Source organism: Bradyrhizobium sp. USDA 3256 (genome assembly GCF_054058275.1).
The window spans coordinates 2,764,482-2,780,047 of sequence record NZ_JBSSAE010000002.1 but is presented as its reverse complement, the minus strand read 5'-3'; the positions used below and the strand labels follow the sequence as shown (position 1 = coordinate 2,780,047).

Annotated in this window: 15 protein-coding genes; 6 read left to right on the top strand and 9 right to left on the bottom strand. The window is 65.5% G+C overall.

The window, feature by feature from the left end:
* Nucleotides 1–175 precede the first annotated feature (175 nt).
* The 5 genes from ACVWY5_RS14595 to ACVWY5_RS14575 all read left to right on the top strand — a co-directional run bounded on the left by ACVWY5_RS14595 (nt 176) and on the right by ACVWY5_RS14575 (nt 6,073).
* Nucleotides 176–811, top strand: a complete 636-nt coding sequence (locus ACVWY5_RS14595) for a CvpA family protein (RefSeq protein ID WP_026192677.1) — start codon at nt 176–178, stop codon at nt 809–811.
* Between the two features lie 34 nt (nt 812–845).
* Nucleotides 846–2,372: an amidophosphoribosyltransferase gene (gene purF / locus ACVWY5_RS14590; RefSeq protein WP_028335146.1), complete on the top strand. Its 1,527-nt coding sequence runs from the start codon at nt 846–848 to the stop codon at nt 2,370–2,372.
* 224 nt (nt 2,373–2,596) lie between these two features.
* A complete protein-coding gene (locus ACVWY5_RS14585) occupies nt 2,597–3,337 on the top strand; it encodes an SDR family NAD(P)-dependent oxidoreductase (protein ID WP_028335145.1) in 741 nt (246 codons plus the stop codon).
* Nucleotides 3,338–3,557: 220 nt separating this feature from the next.
* Nucleotides 3,558–4,697: an NHL repeat-containing protein gene (locus tag ACVWY5_RS14580; protein ID WP_028335144.1), complete on the top strand. Its 1,140-nt coding sequence runs from the start codon at nt 3,558–3,560 to the stop codon at nt 4,695–4,697.
* 149 nt (nt 4,698–4,846) lie between these two features.
* A complete protein-coding gene (locus ACVWY5_RS14575; RefSeq protein ID WP_028335143.1) occupies nt 4,847–6,073 on the top strand; it encodes an ABC transporter substrate-binding protein in 1,227 nt (408 codons plus the stop codon).
* A gap of 124 nt (nt 6,074–6,197) precedes the next feature.
* On the opposite strand, the gene ACVWY5_RS14570 is transcribed toward ACVWY5_RS14575, so the two are convergent.
* From ACVWY5_RS14570 to ACVWY5_RS14555, 4 genes are all read right to left on the bottom strand, one after another.
* Nucleotides 6,198–6,767 (bottom strand): DUF2147 domain-containing protein, encoded by a 570-nt coding sequence (locus ACVWY5_RS14570; protein ID WP_028335142.1) that lies wholly within the window; start codon nt 6,765–6,767, stop codon nt 6,198–6,200.
* A gap of 51 nt (nt 6,768–6,818) precedes the next feature.
* Nucleotides 6,819–7,481 carry a DUF3313 domain-containing protein gene (locus ACVWY5_RS14565; RefSeq protein ID WP_028335141.1) on the bottom strand — a complete coding sequence of 221 codons (663 nt, stop codon included), beginning with the start codon at nt 7,479–7,481 and terminating at the stop codon, nt 6,819–6,821.
* Nucleotides 7,482–7,871: 390 nt separating this feature from the next.
* On the bottom strand, nt 7,872–8,546 hold the full coding sequence (locus tag ACVWY5_RS14560; RefSeq protein WP_028335140.1) for a TetR/AcrR family transcriptional regulator: 675 nt from the start codon (nt 8,544–8,546) through the stop codon (nt 7,872–7,874).
* Nucleotides 8,547–8,684: 138 nt separating this feature from the next.
* Complete coding sequence (locus ACVWY5_RS14555; protein ID WP_321176888.1) at nt 8,685–8,963, bottom strand: hypothetical protein; 279 nt, start codon at nt 8,961–8,963, stop codon at nt 8,685–8,687.
* Nucleotides 8,964–9,158: 195 nt separating this feature from the next.
* On the opposite strand from ACVWY5_RS14555, the gene ACVWY5_RS14550 reads away from it, so the two are divergent.
* A complete protein-coding gene (locus tag ACVWY5_RS14550; RefSeq protein ID WP_028335138.1) occupies nt 9,159–9,551 on the top strand; it encodes a YybH family protein in 393 nt (130 codons plus the stop codon).
* Between the two features lie 38 nt (nt 9,552–9,589).
* Here the strand turns inward: ACVWY5_RS14550 and ACVWY5_RS14545 are convergent, their stop codons facing one another.
* The 5 genes from ACVWY5_RS14545 to ACVWY5_RS14525 all read right to left on the bottom strand — a co-directional run bounded on the left by ACVWY5_RS14545 (nt 9,590) and on the right by ACVWY5_RS14525 (nt 15,560).
* Nucleotides 9,590–10,846, bottom strand: coding sequence for a tetracycline resistance MFS efflux pump (locus ACVWY5_RS14545; RefSeq protein ID WP_028335137.1), 1,257 nt, complete (start codon nt 10,844–10,846; stop codon nt 9,590–9,592).
* 49 nt (nt 10,847–10,895) lie between these two features.
* Nucleotides 10,896–12,278: a ribosome biogenesis GTPase Der gene (gene der, locus ACVWY5_RS14540; RefSeq protein WP_028335136.1), complete on the bottom strand. Its 1,383-nt coding sequence runs from the start codon at nt 12,276–12,278 to the stop codon at nt 10,896–10,898.
* 212 nt (nt 12,279–12,490) lie between these two features.
* A complete protein-coding gene (locus ACVWY5_RS14535) occupies nt 12,491–13,066 on the bottom strand; it encodes a hypothetical protein (protein ID WP_028335135.1) in 576 nt (191 codons plus the stop codon).
* A gap of 33 nt (nt 13,067–13,099) precedes the next feature.
* Nucleotides 13,100–13,756 carry a tetratricopeptide repeat protein gene (locus ACVWY5_RS14530; protein ID WP_028335134.1) on the bottom strand — a complete coding sequence of 219 codons (657 nt, stop codon included), beginning with the start codon at nt 13,754–13,756 and terminating at the stop codon, nt 13,100–13,102.
* A 205-nt stretch (nt 13,757–13,961) separates the two neighbouring features.
* Nucleotides 13,962–15,560 (bottom strand): class I adenylate-forming enzyme family protein, encoded by a 1,599-nt coding sequence (locus tag ACVWY5_RS14525; protein WP_028335133.1) that lies wholly within the window; start codon nt 15,558–15,560, stop codon nt 13,962–13,964.
* Nucleotides 15,561–15,566 lie beyond the last annotated feature (6 nt).

Genomic DNA, 15,566 nt, shown 5'->3' with positions numbered 1-15,566 from the left:
CTATACATCCGCCGCGCGGGACAGGTGGCGCTCTGGCCTTGCCGGATGCCCCCAATGCGCCTCAGTTAGGACGGCACCGACTTTGCCGATTCGCGAGAGCCCTTAGCAGCGTAAGCCCTTAACAACGTAAGCCCTTAACAGCGTACCGAAACGTACCAGCGGACCTGACCAGCCGATGCCCATAACGATACTTGATCTCGTCCTGCTCGGCGTGATGCTGATTTCGGGCCTGCTCGCGATGGTGCGCGGCTTCATGCGCGAGATCCTGTCGATCGCGGCCTGGGGCGCCGCCGCGCTGGTCACGCTGTATGCGTTCTCGAAGCTTCTGCCGACCGCCAAGACCTACTTCAACAACGACACGGTCGCGGCCGTGGTCGTGGTGGCCGGTGTGTTCATCGGCACGCTGATCGTGGTCTCGATCGTCACGGTGCGGATCTCGGACATGATCCTGGATTCCCGGATCGGCGCGCTCGACCGCACCCTCGGCTTCCTGTTCGGGCTCGCCCGCGGCCTCCTGATCGTGGTCGTGGCGTTCATGTTCTTCACCTGGCTGGTTCCGGACAAGCAGCGGCCCGATTGGGTGACCGGGGCGAAGTCCCGCGTAGTGCTGCAGGGAACCGGGGATTGGCTGATGTCGCTCTTGCCTGACGACCCCGAGAACACCATCTTAAAGAAGTTCAAGAAGAATAAGCCAGACGACGATTCTGCGGCCGATACCAATGATCAGGCGACGCCGGCGTCGGGCGATGGCTATAGCAAACCTGCGCGTGACAGCTTGAAGAAGCTGATCGAGAAACCCGCGGGCCGATAAACTATTTGGGCCCTTACGAGAGGCGATGAACGAGATGCAGACCCCTTCGGATCATACCGACCAAATGGATCTCGACCTCGGCCCGATCGAACTGCAAGACCCTCTCAGATATCACCCCGATCTCGATGGCGACACGCTCCGCGAGGAATGCGGCGTGTTCGGCGTCTTCGGCCATCCCGAGGCCGCCGCGATCACCGCGCTCGGCCTGCACGCCCTGCAACACCGCGGCCAGGAAGCCGCCGGCATCGTCTCCTTCGACGGTAGCCGCTTCCACAGTGAACGCCGCCTCGGCCTGGTCGGCGACGCCTTTTCCCGCCGCGAGGTGATCGAGCGCCTGCCCGGCAACGCCGCGGTCGGCCATGTCCGCTACTCCACCACCGGCGGCACCATCCTGCGCAACGTGCAGCCGCTGTTCGCCGAGCTCAGCGCAGGCGGGTTCGCGGTCGGCCACAACGGCAACCTCACCAACGGCCTGACCCTGCGCCGCGAGCTGGTCAAGGGCGGCGCCATGATGCAGTCGACCACCGACACCGAGGTGATCCTCCATCTCGTGGCGCAGTCCAAGCGCACCCGCTTCATCGATCGCTTCATCGAGGCGCTGCGCACCATCGAGGGCGCCTATGCGCTGGTCGCGTTGACCAACAAGAAGCTAGTCGGCGCGCGCGACCCGCTCGGCATCCGCCCGCTGGTGCTCGGCGATCTCGACGGCCGTCCGATCCTGACCTCGGAGACCTGCGCGCTCGACATGATCGGCGCGAAATACGTCCGCGACATCGAGCCCGGCGAGATCATCGTGTTCGACGAGCGAGGGGCGCACAGCCACAAGCCGTTCCCGCCGAAGCCGGCCCGACCCTGCATCTTCGAATACATCTATTTCGCTCGGCCGGATTCGATCGTCGGCGGACGCTCGGTCTACGACGTGCGCAAGGCGTTCGGCGCCCAGCTGGCGCGCGAGAGCCACCCCGAGGTCGACGTCGTGGTGCCGGTGCCGGATTCCGGCGTGCCCGCCGCGGTCGGCTACAGCCAGTATTCCGGCGTGCCGTTCGAGCTCGGCATCATCCGCAACCACTATGTCGGCCGCACCTTCATCCAGCCGACCCAGAGCGTGCGCGAGCTCGGCGTGCGCATGAAGCATTCGGCCAACCGCGCCGCGATCGAGGGCAAGCGCATCATCCTGATCGACGACAGTCTCGTGCGCGGCACCACCTCGAAGAAGATCGTGCGCATGATGCGCGACGCCGGCGCCCGCGAGGTGCATTTCCGCCTCGCCTCGCCGCCGATCCTCTATCCCGACTATTACGGCATCGACCTGCCGGACCGCGGCGGCCTGCTCGCCGCCACCCATTCGCTCGAGGAGATGCGCGACATCATCGGCGCCGACTCGCTCGCCTTCCTGTCGATCGACGGCATGTACCGCGCGATGGGCTATGAGGGGCGCGACCCGGCCAATCCGAGATTCGCCGACCATTGCTTCACCGGCGCCTACCCGACCCACCTCACCGATCAGAGCGAAACCGAAGCCCCGCCGCGCCAGCTCTCGCTGCTGGCGGAGGCGAGCTGACGCGAAGCGTCATCCCGGGGCGCGCGAAGCGCGAACCCGGGATCTCGACGTTGATTTGCGATGGGGCCTCGAAGCTCTGGATTCCGGGTCTGGCCCTTCGGCCATCCCGGAATGACCCCGCTTTCCGTCATGGCCGGGCTTGTCCCGGCCATCGACGTCTGTAATACCCGCCGCGAAGACGTGGATGCCCGGCAGAAGGCCGGGCACGACGAAGAGATCGGCTCATGACAACACCCCTCGCCTCCCGTATCGCCCTCGTGACCGGCGCCTCGCGCGGCATCGGCTTTGCGACCGCGGTCGCACTGGCCAAGGCCGGCGCGCATGTCGTGGCGGTGGCGCGCACGCAAGGCGGGCTGGAAGAGCTCGACGACGAGATCTGCAAGGCAGGCGGCAGCGCCACCCTGGTGCCGCTCTCGCTCACCGATTACGACGGCATCGCGCGGCTCGGCCTCGCGCTGCATGAGCGCCACGGCAAGCTCGATATCCTGGTCGGCAATGCCGGCACCGCAGGGCCGTCGTCGCCGCTCGGCCATATCGAGCTGAAGCCATGGAACGACGTGTTCGCGATCAACGTCACCGCCAACTTCCAGCTGATCCGCTGCATGGACCCGCTGCTGCGCCAATCCGACGCCGGCCGCGCGGTGTTCGTGACGTCGGGCGTCGCCCACAAGGCCAACGCCTATCTCGGCCCCTATGCGGCCTCGAAGGCCGCGCTGGAGGCACTGGTGCGCTCCTGGGCCAACGAGACCGCCAACACGGCGCTGCGCGTCAATCTGTTCAGCCCCGGTCCGATCCGCACCCGGATGCGGGCGCAGGTGTTTCCCGGCGAAGACCCGATGACGCTGGATACGCCCGACATGGCCGCCGAATTCATCGTGCCGATGTGTTCGCCCGCGTGGACCGAGACCGGCAAGCTCTACGACTACAAGGCGCGCACGCTGCGAACCTTCCAGCCGCCAGTGTAGGTCGCTTCGCTCGCGACAAATGAAGGCCCGTAGCCCGGATGGAGCGAAGCGTAATCCGGGACGGCTTCTCCGCGGAGAGACTTTTCCCGGACTTCGCTTCGCTCCATCCGGCTACGCAACCGCCGCGCAATGGCGGCTGGGTGATTGACACCCTCCCCGCCCCACGATTGACTACGCTCCCAGCGGGACCACCGCCAAGAAAAATCTCGGGAGGCAACCAATGACGCCGACGTTCAATCGCGCGCGCTCCATTCTGTCCGGATTGTTTCTCTCCGCCTGCATCGCATCATCAGCCCTCTTCGCTACACCAACCCCCGCGAAAGCTGGCGACATCCCGACCTTCACCGTGGATGCATCATGGCCAAAGCCGCTGCCGAACAACTGGATCCTCGGCCAGGTCGGCGGCATCACGGTGGATTGGCAGGGCCACATCTGGATGATTCACCGGCCGCGCTCGCTGACCGACGACGAGAAGGGCGCGAGCCTCAATCCGCCGCGCTCGAAATGCTGCATCTCGGCGCCGCCGGTGCTCGAATTCGACGCTGACGGCAATCTGCTGCGGTCCTGGGGCGGTCCGGGTGACGGCTACGAGTGGGTTGGCCGCGAGCACGGCATCGAGGTCGACGAGCGCGGCTTCGTCTGGATCGGCGGCAACGCCGACAATGACAATGCGATCCTCAAGTTCACCCTCGACGGCAAGTTCGTCTCGCAGATCGGCTCGATCGCACCGAGCAAGGGCAGCAACGACACCACCCAGCTCGGCAAGCCCGCCGAGACCGCGATCGACAAGGAGGCCAACGAGATCTACGTCGCCGACGGTTACGGCAATCGGCGCGTCATCGTGTTCGATGCCACCACCGGCGCCTACAAGCGGCATTGGGGCGCCTATGGCAACAAGCCCGACGACGCCAAGCAGCCGCCCTACGATCCGAAGGCGCAGGTCGCGCAGCAGTTCGGTAATCCCGTGCACTGCGTGAAGATCGCCAATGACGGACTGGTCTATGTCTGCGACCGCATCAACAACCGCATCCAGGTGTTCAGGAAGGACGGCAGCTTCGTGAAGGAGTTCTTCTTCGAGAAGAGCACGCTCGGCAACGGCGCGGTGTGGGATATCGCGCTGTGGCCCGATCCCAAGCAGACCTACCTGCTCTCCGCCGACGGCGAGAACAACGAGATCCGCATCATCAGGCGTGACGACGGCGCGGTGGTCGGCAGCTTCGGCCGCAACGGCCGCAACGCCGGGCAATTCCACTGGGTGCACGCGCTCGCGGTCGACGCCGGGGGCAACGTCTATACCGCCGAGGTCGACACCGGAAAGCGGATCCAGAAATTCAAGCTGACCTCCGACGCGCTCAAGTAAGGATTTCACCGGATGACGCTTCGACGCAGGCCCACCCGGCTTTAGGCGGATTGCCGCGTCCCCCGGGAAAGGGTAAGCGGGAACTTGAGCGACCGGCAAAAAGGCTCCGCAAGAGGGCTGTCCGGGCTTTAGACAGCGGAGGGAATTTCATGACAACGACGTTTGCGCGGCGCTGCGCCGCGCTTCTTGCTTGCGCCGCACTCGGCCTTTCAACTTCTGCGTTCGCGCAGGACAAGACCGTCAAGATCGGCGTGCTGAACGATATGTCGAGCCTCTATGCCGACATCGGCGGCCCGAACTCGGTGGTCGCGATCAAGATGGCCGTCGAGGATTCCGGCCTGCTCAAAAAGGGCTGGAAGATCGACGTCCTCAGTGGCGACCACCAGAACAAGCCCGACGTCGGCGTCAACATCGCTCGGCAATGGGTCGACAACGAGAAGGTCGATGCGATCGCCGACACGCCGAACTCCGGCGTGGCGCTTGCAGTCAACAATCTCGTCAAGGAGAAGAACATCGTCCTGCTGAATTCGGGCGCGGCGACCGCCGACCTCACCGGCAAGGCCTGCACGCCGAACACGATTTCATATACCTACGATACCTACATGCTGGCCAACGGCACCGGCAAGGCACTGACGAAGGCCGGCGGCGACACCTGGTTCTTCCTGACGGCCGACTATGCATTCGGCCACGCGCTTGAGCGCGACACCACCGCGGTCGTCAACGCCAATGGCGGCAAGGTGCTCGGAAGCGTCAAGCATCCGATCAACACCGCCGATTTCTCCTCGTTCCTGCTGCAGGCACAATCGTCCAAGGCCAAGGTGGTCGGCCTCGCCAATGCCGGCGGCGACACCACCAACGCTATCAAGCAGGCGGCTGAATTCGGCATCGTTTCCGGCGGCCAAAAGCTCGCGGCGCTGCTGCTGTTCATCAACGACGTGCATTCGCTCGGGTTGAAGACCGCGCAAGGCCTGACGTTCACGGAATCCTTCTATTGGGACATGAACGACCAGACCCGCGCCTGGTCGAAGCGGTTCTCCGCCCTCGCCAGCAAGAATGCGATGCCGTCGATGACCCAGGCCGGCAACTACGCGATGGTGCTGCACTATCTCAAGGCGATGGAAGCGCTCGGCGGCAATCCGCATGACGGTGCCAAGGTCGTCGCCAAAATGAAGGAATTGCCGACCGACGATCCGCTGTTCGGCAAGGGCCCGCTGCGCGCCGACGGCCGGCGCCTGATTCCGGCCTATCTGTTCGAGGTGAAGAAGCCCGAAGAGTCCAAGTATCCCTGGGACTATTACAAGCTGATCGCCACGATCGCGCCGGAAGACGCCGCGAAGCCGCTTGAGGCCAGCGACTGTCCGCTGCTGAAGAAGTGACCGCGTAGCGGTCATTCCGGGGCGCGCAACGCGCGAACCTCAGATGCGCAATTTGCGCATCTGAGGATCTCGAGATTCCGGGTTCGATGCTGCGCATCGCCCCGGAATGACTTTTTGCACCTTCTTATTTCGCCGCCGACTTCGCCTTGACGGGCGGCGGCAACGATGCCCATTCCCTGTCGGCGCGCGGGCCGCCGACGTCGCCGGTCAGGCCGACGAGCTGGCCCGGCTGCACGTCCAGCGTCTGCGTCCAGGTCTGGGTCTGGCACAGCAGCTTGAGCAGACATCCCTTGAGCTTCAGCCGGTCGGATTTGTCGCGCCACAGCGAGACCGCATAGGACTTGCCGTCCTCGGCGTTGTAGATGTCGCCGTCGAACCTGCCCTCCGGCGTCAGCTTCAATCCGAGGATCAGCTGATGGCCGAGCAGCGCACGCGTCCGCTTGTCGGGATCGGGATTGAAGCTATCGCGGAACGGCTGGTCGTGTGAATCGAGCGGATCCTTCATCCACACGATGAAGCCGCAGACGCGGTCACGCGCGGTGCCGCAGCGCTCGAGACGGATGCGTGCGCGGCCGTCTTCGGTCAGCCAGGTGCCGCTGGGATCGACCGGGGCGATCGTCTCGGCGCGGCCGGTCGAGCTCATCAGCAAGGCAGCGACGAGGCTGCGCAGGAACATGCGAACCAGAAAGTTCATGGTAAAGGACCTTTCAGTGTCGGGATGGTTTGCGGACGCGCGCGGCGCGCCTCACTTCAATTGCGCCATGAAGGCATCGGCACCCTTGTCGATGCCGGCGGTGGCCGCGGCGAGATCGCCGACGCTGGCCTTGATGTCGTAGGCGTTGGGATACTGCCTGCTGACATAGGCGCCGAGCAGGCGCGAGGTCGAGCTGTCGAACATCTCGACGGCATAGATCACCGAGCCGGTCATCGTACCCTCGCCGTCGCGCGCGGCCTGCACGCCGTTATAGACCGCGCCCGCTAGATCGAAACGCGACAGCGTGCCGAGCACCGGCGTGTTGGCGACCGCGCCGGTCAGCGTCAGCCGCAGGCGGAACGTGTTCGGCCCGCGCGCATTCACCAGCGTGAAGCGGCCGCGCAGCTTGTCGGCGAAGCGGGTTTGCATATAGGCGGCGAGCGTCTGCTTGTCCTTCTCGGATATGTCGCCGAACTGACGATCCGCGCCGCGATAGATCACGACCGGATCGATCATCACTTTGTTGTAGCTCCGCCAGTCGACCGGCGGCGCATAGCGATACGGCACACGTCCCGAAGAATCGGACGTGTCCAGCGTCATGTAGGCCGACGATGCCACATCCGAATAGGCCACCGGCGTGACGGCGGCACATCCTGCTGCGAGGACGCAAAGCGCCATCGCTCCCAGACCGCGCGCGGCGATCGAGCTCTCCATTCCAATCTCCTCATCCGACCCTAAAGCGGAAGAGCAGCTCGGCCGCAGCCGCGTCCGGGGCTGAAAGTACGGCTGCGGCCGTCACTGCCGACCTGGCTCGCCGTCGCGGCGCCGCCAGATCTTGCCTCAGTGCGATCAACTATAAAACCGACCAGTTGGTTTGTAAAGTTGCAATCGCAGGAACGCGCCGGCAAAATGCGGTGGTCGAAATGTCGTGTTAGCTGGCGAGGCCCCTTCGCGAATGGCGGCCGCGCGTTGTCACAAACCCGCGACATCTCGTGTGGTACGGCAGAAATCGCCGGGGGATTTCAGGGGCCCGGTGCCGATCCAACGCCGCCAAGCGATCCATATTCCGCTTGGGCGGCGTTGTGCTTTCGGCAGCGCCGGAATTCAGCTGCGCTTGCGAACCGATGCGAGCTTTTCCGCGCGCGCACCGGCCGGAGGCGAAGATGCCGTGCGCACAGCCGTCGTCTTGGCTGGCTTTGCTGCCTCCGTCGCGCCCTGCTCCATCGCGGTCCACTTGCTGTCGTCGAGCAAGCGCTCGAACAGGCGATCGCGCTCCGCCTCGGTCAGCGACAACATGCCGAACAACGAACTCAACAGCAGCCCCCGCGCCGCGGCCCAGCGCAGCAGCGCGAGATCGGGATCCCTCGCCTCGGCCTTCATCAGCGCGACCTTTTTGATGTCGACATCGCGCGGCATCGCCATCAATTCGGGGTTCTCGTTCATCGCCGCCAGCAGTGCGAACGCCCCTGCCCGCGGCGTTGAGATCGCCTCCCGCAGCGTCGCGATCTGCGCCGACAGTTCGGGCTGGTCCGTGGTCCCGCGTACCTTTTCGATGTAGCGGTTTGAGAATTCCTCGAAATGCGCCATCTGCTGCTCGAGCAAGGCGCGCAGCACCGCTTCCTTGGTGCGGAACTGATGCATCACGCCGCCCTTGCTGAGACCGCTCTCGCGCGCAATCGCGTCCAGCGTCAGGCGCCCCGGACCATCGCGCGTCACGATGGTGATCGCGGCGTCAAGTGCGGCGTTGCGGGAGCGTTCCGAGCGGGAAGGATTATCCATGGTGTACTCAGGAAGGAGTCGCTTGAGATCACAGTATCTCAGCGGCATCGGTCAATCTCAAGCGCTGCGAGGCAGCGCGAACGGCGTCCCCGGAATGACGGTGTCGCCCTCGGAAGACGCATCAATCTCGGGAATCGGTCATCGAGCTATCCGATCGCTCACGCGCACAAGCGAACCTTCTGCAGCAGACCATGAAGGAAACCGTAGGCCATTCGGCCGACGACCCTTTCCCCTCGACCGCGCGCGGGCGATGGCCTGCGCGTCGGCATAACTGGCGGCGACAATCGTCCCGTGCCTGCCGCCATCGAGTTTCAGGTCGGTCAGATAGACAAGGCCGCGCGACGTCAGCAGCGCCGCCTGCGCGGCGCTGAAGCGGGTCAACTCATCGCAGATATCAACGGCCTCGTCGGTCACCATGCTGCTCCTGGCAGCGCACCCCGGAGCGAGGCGCGTCTTCATCCGGTATCAGCCTTATACAAACCAACCGGATGGTTTGTAAATAGACAATATGACGCAATTCTCCCGATATAGCAGGTCCGGACGCATGTCGGATCGGCGCGCTCGCATTCGTCCTCGAAGCAGCGATCGGCCAGCATTCGGAGCACGCGAGCGATGACACAGCAGAAACAGACGGCGGAAGCCCAAATCAGGACGCTCATCGACGCTTGGACGGACGCGGTCCGCAGACGCGACTATCCAGGTATCCTCGCCCATCACGATCCGGACCTCGTGATGTTCGACGTTCCCCCGCCGTTGCAGTCGCGCGGATTGGACGAGTACAGCAAGACATGGGATCTGTTCTTCAGATATCACCGCCCCTCCTACGCCTTCGATATCGAGGAGATCGCGATCACGGCCGGCGATGAAGTGGCCTTCGCGGTCGCGGTGATGCGGTGCGGGCCACCTGATGCCACGTTCCAGTTCAGGCTGACGATCGGATTGCGCAAGGTCGACGGCGGGTGGCGCGTCACGCACGAGCACCATTCGGTGCCGGCGACGGAATAGCGCGTCTCATGGTGGATCCGTTCGGCGGCTTGCCCGCCCTAAGCTTGCTTCGCCGCCGTCGCGCGCCAGGCGATGGCGAGCGCGAGCAGCAGCAGCGCACCGGCCAGATAGAACGGCGCGCCGGGCATTTTGAGCGGCACGCTGTCGCCGATGAAATACGCAAACGTCAGCGTGAACAGGAACGGGCCGATCAATTCCGACATGCTCTGCACGCTTGATGTCGCGCCCTGCAACCGGCCCTGCTGGTCGGCGGCGACGAGCTGCGTCGTCAGCGCCTGGGTCGCAGCGCCCGAGAGGCCCCACAGCGCCATCACGGGAATGCCGATCCAGAACAGCTGGCCTGATGGCGCGGCGCCGAAGATCACGAAGCCCAAGGCGCCGCAGACGAGGCCGAGGAACAGCGCGTTGCGCTCGCCGAGGCGCTGCACGATCGGGCCGATCGCCGCGCCCTGCACGATCATGCCGCAGAGGCCGACCAGCGCCAGCGTCGCGCCGACGGTGCCGGTGTCCCAGCCATAGCGATAGGTGGCGTAGAGCACGAACACCGAGGGTAGCACGACATGCGCGAGCTGGCCGAAGAACGTCGCCAGCGACAGACCGGCGAGCGTCCGGTTCGAGCGCAGGAAATGCAGCGCGCCGATCGGATTGGCGCTCTTCCATTTGAACGGCGCCCGCCGCTCCACGGGCAGCGATTCCGGCAGGATGAACAGGCCATACAGCCCGTTGACGAAGCTCAAACCCGCCGCGGCCCAGAACGGCAGCCGCGGATCGATCTCGCCGAGCAGGCCGCCGAGCGCCGGTCCGAGGATGAAGCCGGCGCCGAAGGCGACGCCGATCTTGCCGAACATCGCGGCGCGCTGCTCCGGCGCGGTGACGTCGGCGATATAGGCGAACACCGTCGAGATGCTCGACGAGGTGATGCCCGAGATCGCCCGCCCGATGAACAGCCAGATCAGGTTCGGCGCCAGCGCCATCAGCACATAGTCGGCGGCGAGACCGAAATTCGACAGCAGTACCACCGGCCGGCGGCCGAAGCGATCGGACAGCGCGCCGAGGATCGGCGAGCAGACGAACTGCATCAAGGCCCAGATCGAGCCGAACACGCCGAAGATGCGCGCCGCATTTGCGGTGTCGTTGTTGACGAAGCCTTCGATCAGCTTGGGCAGGATCGGGATGATGATCCCGAGCGCGAGCATGTCGAGCAGCAACGTGATGAAGATGAAGATCACCGCGCCGCTGCGCGCCTGCGGAACAGCCGCAGGCTTGAGATTCTCATTTTGACGCGCTTTCTTCACGCGAACCGGTACCCACTTCGCTCGAAAACGCTTTGCTTGGCCTCTTCGCTCATGACGGCCGTTTGCGCTTGTGGGCGAACGGATTGGCCTTCTCGCGCAGCGTGATCCGGATCGGCGTGCCCGGCAGATCGAACGTCTCGCGCAGCGAGTTGATGAGGTAGCGCAGATAGGATCGCGGGATCGCGTCGGCGCGCGAGCAGAACAGCACGAAGCTCGGCGGGCGCGCCTTCACTTGCGTGATGTAGTTCAGCTTCAGCCTGCGGCCCGAGACCGCCGGCGGCGGGTTGGCCTGGATCGCCTGCTCGAACCAGCGATTGAGCGCCGAGGTCGGCAGGCGCCGGTTCCAGACCGCATAGGCTTCCTGGATCGCGGTCATCAGGCGGTCGATGCCCTCGCCCATCAGGCCGGAGACGGCGACGATCGGCGCGCCCTTGACCTGCGGCAGCCAGTGGTCGGCATCGGTGCGCAGCTGCGAGATCTGGTTGGGCTTGCGCTCGACGAGGTCCCATTTGTTGACCGCGAGCACGATGGCGCGGCCTTCGCGCTCGATCAGGTCGGCGATGCGCAGATCCTGCTCCTCGAACTTGTTCTGCGCGTCCATCATCATCACGACGACTTCGGCAAAGCGCACCGCGCGGAGCGCGTCGGCGACCGAGAGCTTCTCCAGTTTCTCCTCGATCCGCGAGCGGCGGCGCAGGCCGGCGGTGTCGAACACGCGGAACTGGCGGCCCTGCCAGGTGATCTCGACCGCGATGGAATCGCGCGTGGTGCCAGCCTCGGGGCTGGTCAGCAGCCGCTCCTCGCCGAGCAGATGGTTGATCAGCGTCGACTTGCCGGCATTCGGCCGGCCGACGATGGCGACGCGGATCGGGCGCTGCGCGGCCTCTTCCTCGGAGATGTCCTCATCGTCCTCGACCTCGTCGTCTTCCTCCGGTGTCTCCGGCACCAGCGCGCTCAGCGCCTCATGGAGGTCGCCCATGCCCTCGCCATGCTCGGCCGAGATCTGGACGGGGTCGCCGAGCCCGAGCGCGTAGGACTCCATCGCGCCGATCTCGCCGTGCTTGCCCTCGGCCTTGTTGGCGACCAGCACCACCGGCTTGTTGGCCTTTCGCGCGAAGTCGGCGAAGGCACGGTCGGTCGGCGTCAGGCCGACGCGGGCGTCGATCACGAACATCAGGGCGTCGGCGAGCTCGATCGCGGTTTCGGTCTGCTCCTGCATCCGCGCCGTAAGCGAACCCTTGGCGCCTTCGTCCAGACCTGCGGTGTCGATGATGGTGAAGTCGAGATCGTAGAGCTTCGCCTGACCCTCGCGACGGTCACGCGTCACGCCGGGCTCGTCGTCGACCAGCGCGAGCTTCTGGCCGACCAGCCGGTTGAACAGCGTCGACTTTCCGACATTGGGCCGGCCGATAATGGCGATGGTGAAGGACATGGATCATCCAGGCGCGGTCTGTTGTCCGCGGGTCAAGGTGCTGGAAAGAACTACAGCAGGAATAGGGGGCGGTCGAAGCAAATGATGGAGCATCTTCCCCTTTCCCCGCTCTTACGGGGAGAGGGTTGAAACTCCCCCTCACCCGGAATTCAAGCTGTGCTTGAATTCCGACCTCTCCCCGCAGGCGGGGCGAGGTGGAATCCCGCTCGTAATTAGCGTGAAAATCCGCCGCTCGGTAGCGGTGCGGGGAAGGCGCCGCCGGATTGTTGCGTGGTCTGGGTCTGCTGAGCCGGCGCCGCAGGCTGAGCCGGCACCGCAGGCTGAGCCTGCTGATCGTCGGCGGGTGGCGCGGTGGTGCGGCGGCGGACGATCTTCTTCGGCTTCGGCTCCGGCGGCAGCGCGGCGGGGGCGCCCTCCTCGGCAGCGGCATCGGGAGCAGCCGCCTGATCTGCGGCCGGCGCTGCCCTGCCCTTGGCCTGCTTCTTGGCACCCTTCGCCGGCTCCGGCGGTGGAGCCGGCTGGGCGGCAGCGGCCGCCGCGGCGTTCTGCTGGTCGAGCTGCTCCTGCTGCGAGCCCTTGTACAATTCCTTCGGCACGCCCTGCTCCAGGCCTGGCACGCCTTCGGGGAATACCGGCTTGCGGTCGCCCTGCAGCTTCTTCTTGGTGTCGAGGAAGTCGAGCAGGTCGCTCGGATCGAAATTGGACATGCCGCCACCGCCGCAACCCGCCAGCACGCTGCAAAGCGCTGTCAGAACTGCGGCTGCGATCAGGCGTTGCGAGCGGCGCATGGTCGATCTCTCAAACTCGGGTTTCGCGCCAAGTCAGCTTTTCGCGACCGGCGGCAGCAAGGCCTGCAGCGCTTCGGCACGCGAGCGCAGGCTCGGCGGCGTCTCGCCGTCATTGGCAATCTGGTCGAGCCACTGCCGCGCGGCGGTGGCATCGTTGGCGCGCCACGCCGACAGCGCCAGCAGCTCGCGCGCGGAATGGCGGAACGTCGAGTCCTTCGCCGTTGCCGTGGCCTCGAGCCGCTGCAGCATGTTCGGATAGGTGGTGGTTTCCATCGCGAGCTGCGCGGCGCGGATCCGCGCCAGGTCCTGCTCGGGACCGCCGACGCTGCGGTCGGCTGCGATCTCGTCATAGAGCTTCGCGGCAGCCGGCTGGTCGCGGGTCGCGACCTCGGCGGCCATGCGCAACCGCGCCAGGTTGCGATAGCCGGACGGTGCCTTGGTGATGAGAGCGGCGAACGCAGCCTCGGCCTCGGCGTGCTTGTTCTGATCGGACAGTTCGACGGCACGGTCGAACGCCGCACCGGCCTCGGCGGCCTTCTTGGCCTCGAGATACTGGTAGCCGCGCCAGCCACCGACGCCCGCAACGATCAGGATCGCCAGGGCGATGATAAAGAGCGAGTACTTGTCCCACAGCTTCTTGAGCTGATCGCGACGGACTTCCTCGTCGACTTCGTCAAATAATTCAGACACTTAAGGCTATCCCATCCCCTCGGGACCGCTGCTATCGGTGGGGCCCAGCCCCACCCGATCCCCACATCGCGGCGGCGTTACCCTAATGGTGTGGCGGAGGCAAGGCAAAGCGAGGCGGATCAAAGCGTTAACGGGGGACGTTTGCAGCGGGCCGCAACGGGACTGCGTGGCCTCCCTCTCCCGCTTGCGGGGGAGGTGCAGAACGCTAAGCCCCCATTTCCGACAGGCTCTCCCTGATCTGGCGCTTGATCACCTTGCCGTTGGCGTTGCGCGACAGCGGCTCTGATGTCAGCGCCATGGTCTCCGGCACCTTGTAGTCCGAGAGCCGCTCGGCGCACCAGGCGCGCAGGCTCTCCGCGTTCACTTCGGTGCGGGTCACGATCACGGCGTGCACCCGCTCGCCGAGCACCGGGCACGGCTTGGCGATGATCGCACTCTCGACCACGGCCGGATGGCCGGCCAGGACAGACTCGACCTCGGCGGAATAGATCTTCAGGCCGCCGCGGTTGATCATGTCCTTCTGGCGGTCGAACACGCGGACGAAGTTTGCCGCGTCGATCGAACCGAGATCGCCAGAATGCCAGAAGCCGGCCGTAAAACTCTCCGCGGTCGCCTTCGGATTGTTCCAATAGCCCTTGATGACCGAGGCGCTGCGGATCCAGAGCTCGCCGATCTCGCCGCGCGGCAGTTCGCGGCCGTCAGCGCCCATCACGATGATCTCGGCACCGGGGCACGGCAGGCCGACGCTGTCGATATGAGCGGCGGTCAGTTCGCCCGGCATCAGCGTCGAGGGCGACGTGGTCTCGGTCGCGCCGTAGCAATTCGCAAGCTTCAGCCCGGGAATCTTGGCGTCGAGCTTTTCGATGGTTGCGACCGGCATCGGCGCGCCGCCGAAGCCGCCGATCCGCCAGCTCGACAGATCGTAGCTGTCGAAATCCGGCTGCATCAGGCAGAGATTGTACATCGCCGGCACCATCACCGTGTAGCTGACGCGCTCGCGCGCCGCGACCTTCAGACATTCCGAGGCCTTGAACTCCGGCATGATGATCAGCGCGCCGGCGCAGCGTGCCATGGTGGTGATGTTGGCGACCGCGCCGGTGACATGCGCGAGCGGCACCGCGGCGATCGAGCGATCCGACTTGCTCAGCTTCAGGCACGACACGAACACCATCGAGGAGTGGATGATGTTGCAATGGGCGAGCATGGCGCCCTTCGGCCGGCCCGTGGTGCCCGAGGTGTAGAGGATCATCGCGGTGTCCTCTTCCCTCACCTCCGCCGGCGCCTGGGCCGCAGCGTTGTCGACGAGACCGGCGAATTGCGATGCGCCGTCGTCGCCGACGGAGATGCGATGCCTGAGGCCGGGAATGTCGGCCGCCTCGGGGATGCGGTCGGCAAGCGTGGCCTCATGGACCAGAAGCGTCGCGCCGCAATCGTTCAGCACATAGGCGATCTCGGGCTTCTGCTGGCGCGTCGAGAGCAGCACCGTGACCAGCCCGGCATGCGCGGCGGCGAACATCGTCAGCACGAATTCGATGCGATTGCCGAGCAGGATCGCGACGCGGTCGCCGGGCGCAAGGCCGAGTCTTGCAAAGCCCGCCGCGACCTTGGCCGATTTCTCTGCGACCTCGCGCCAGCTCAGGCGCGTCGCGCCGCAGACCAGCGCCTCGCCGTCGCCATTCTGCGCAACGGCGTCCGCGATCATCCCCCACAGGCTGCCGGGCCGCTCCGGGAAAGCCGGCACGACGCGGTCGCCGAAGCGCGGCTCGAGCCGCATCGGCGGAATTGCGTGCTGCGACCAGTCCATGCGCGC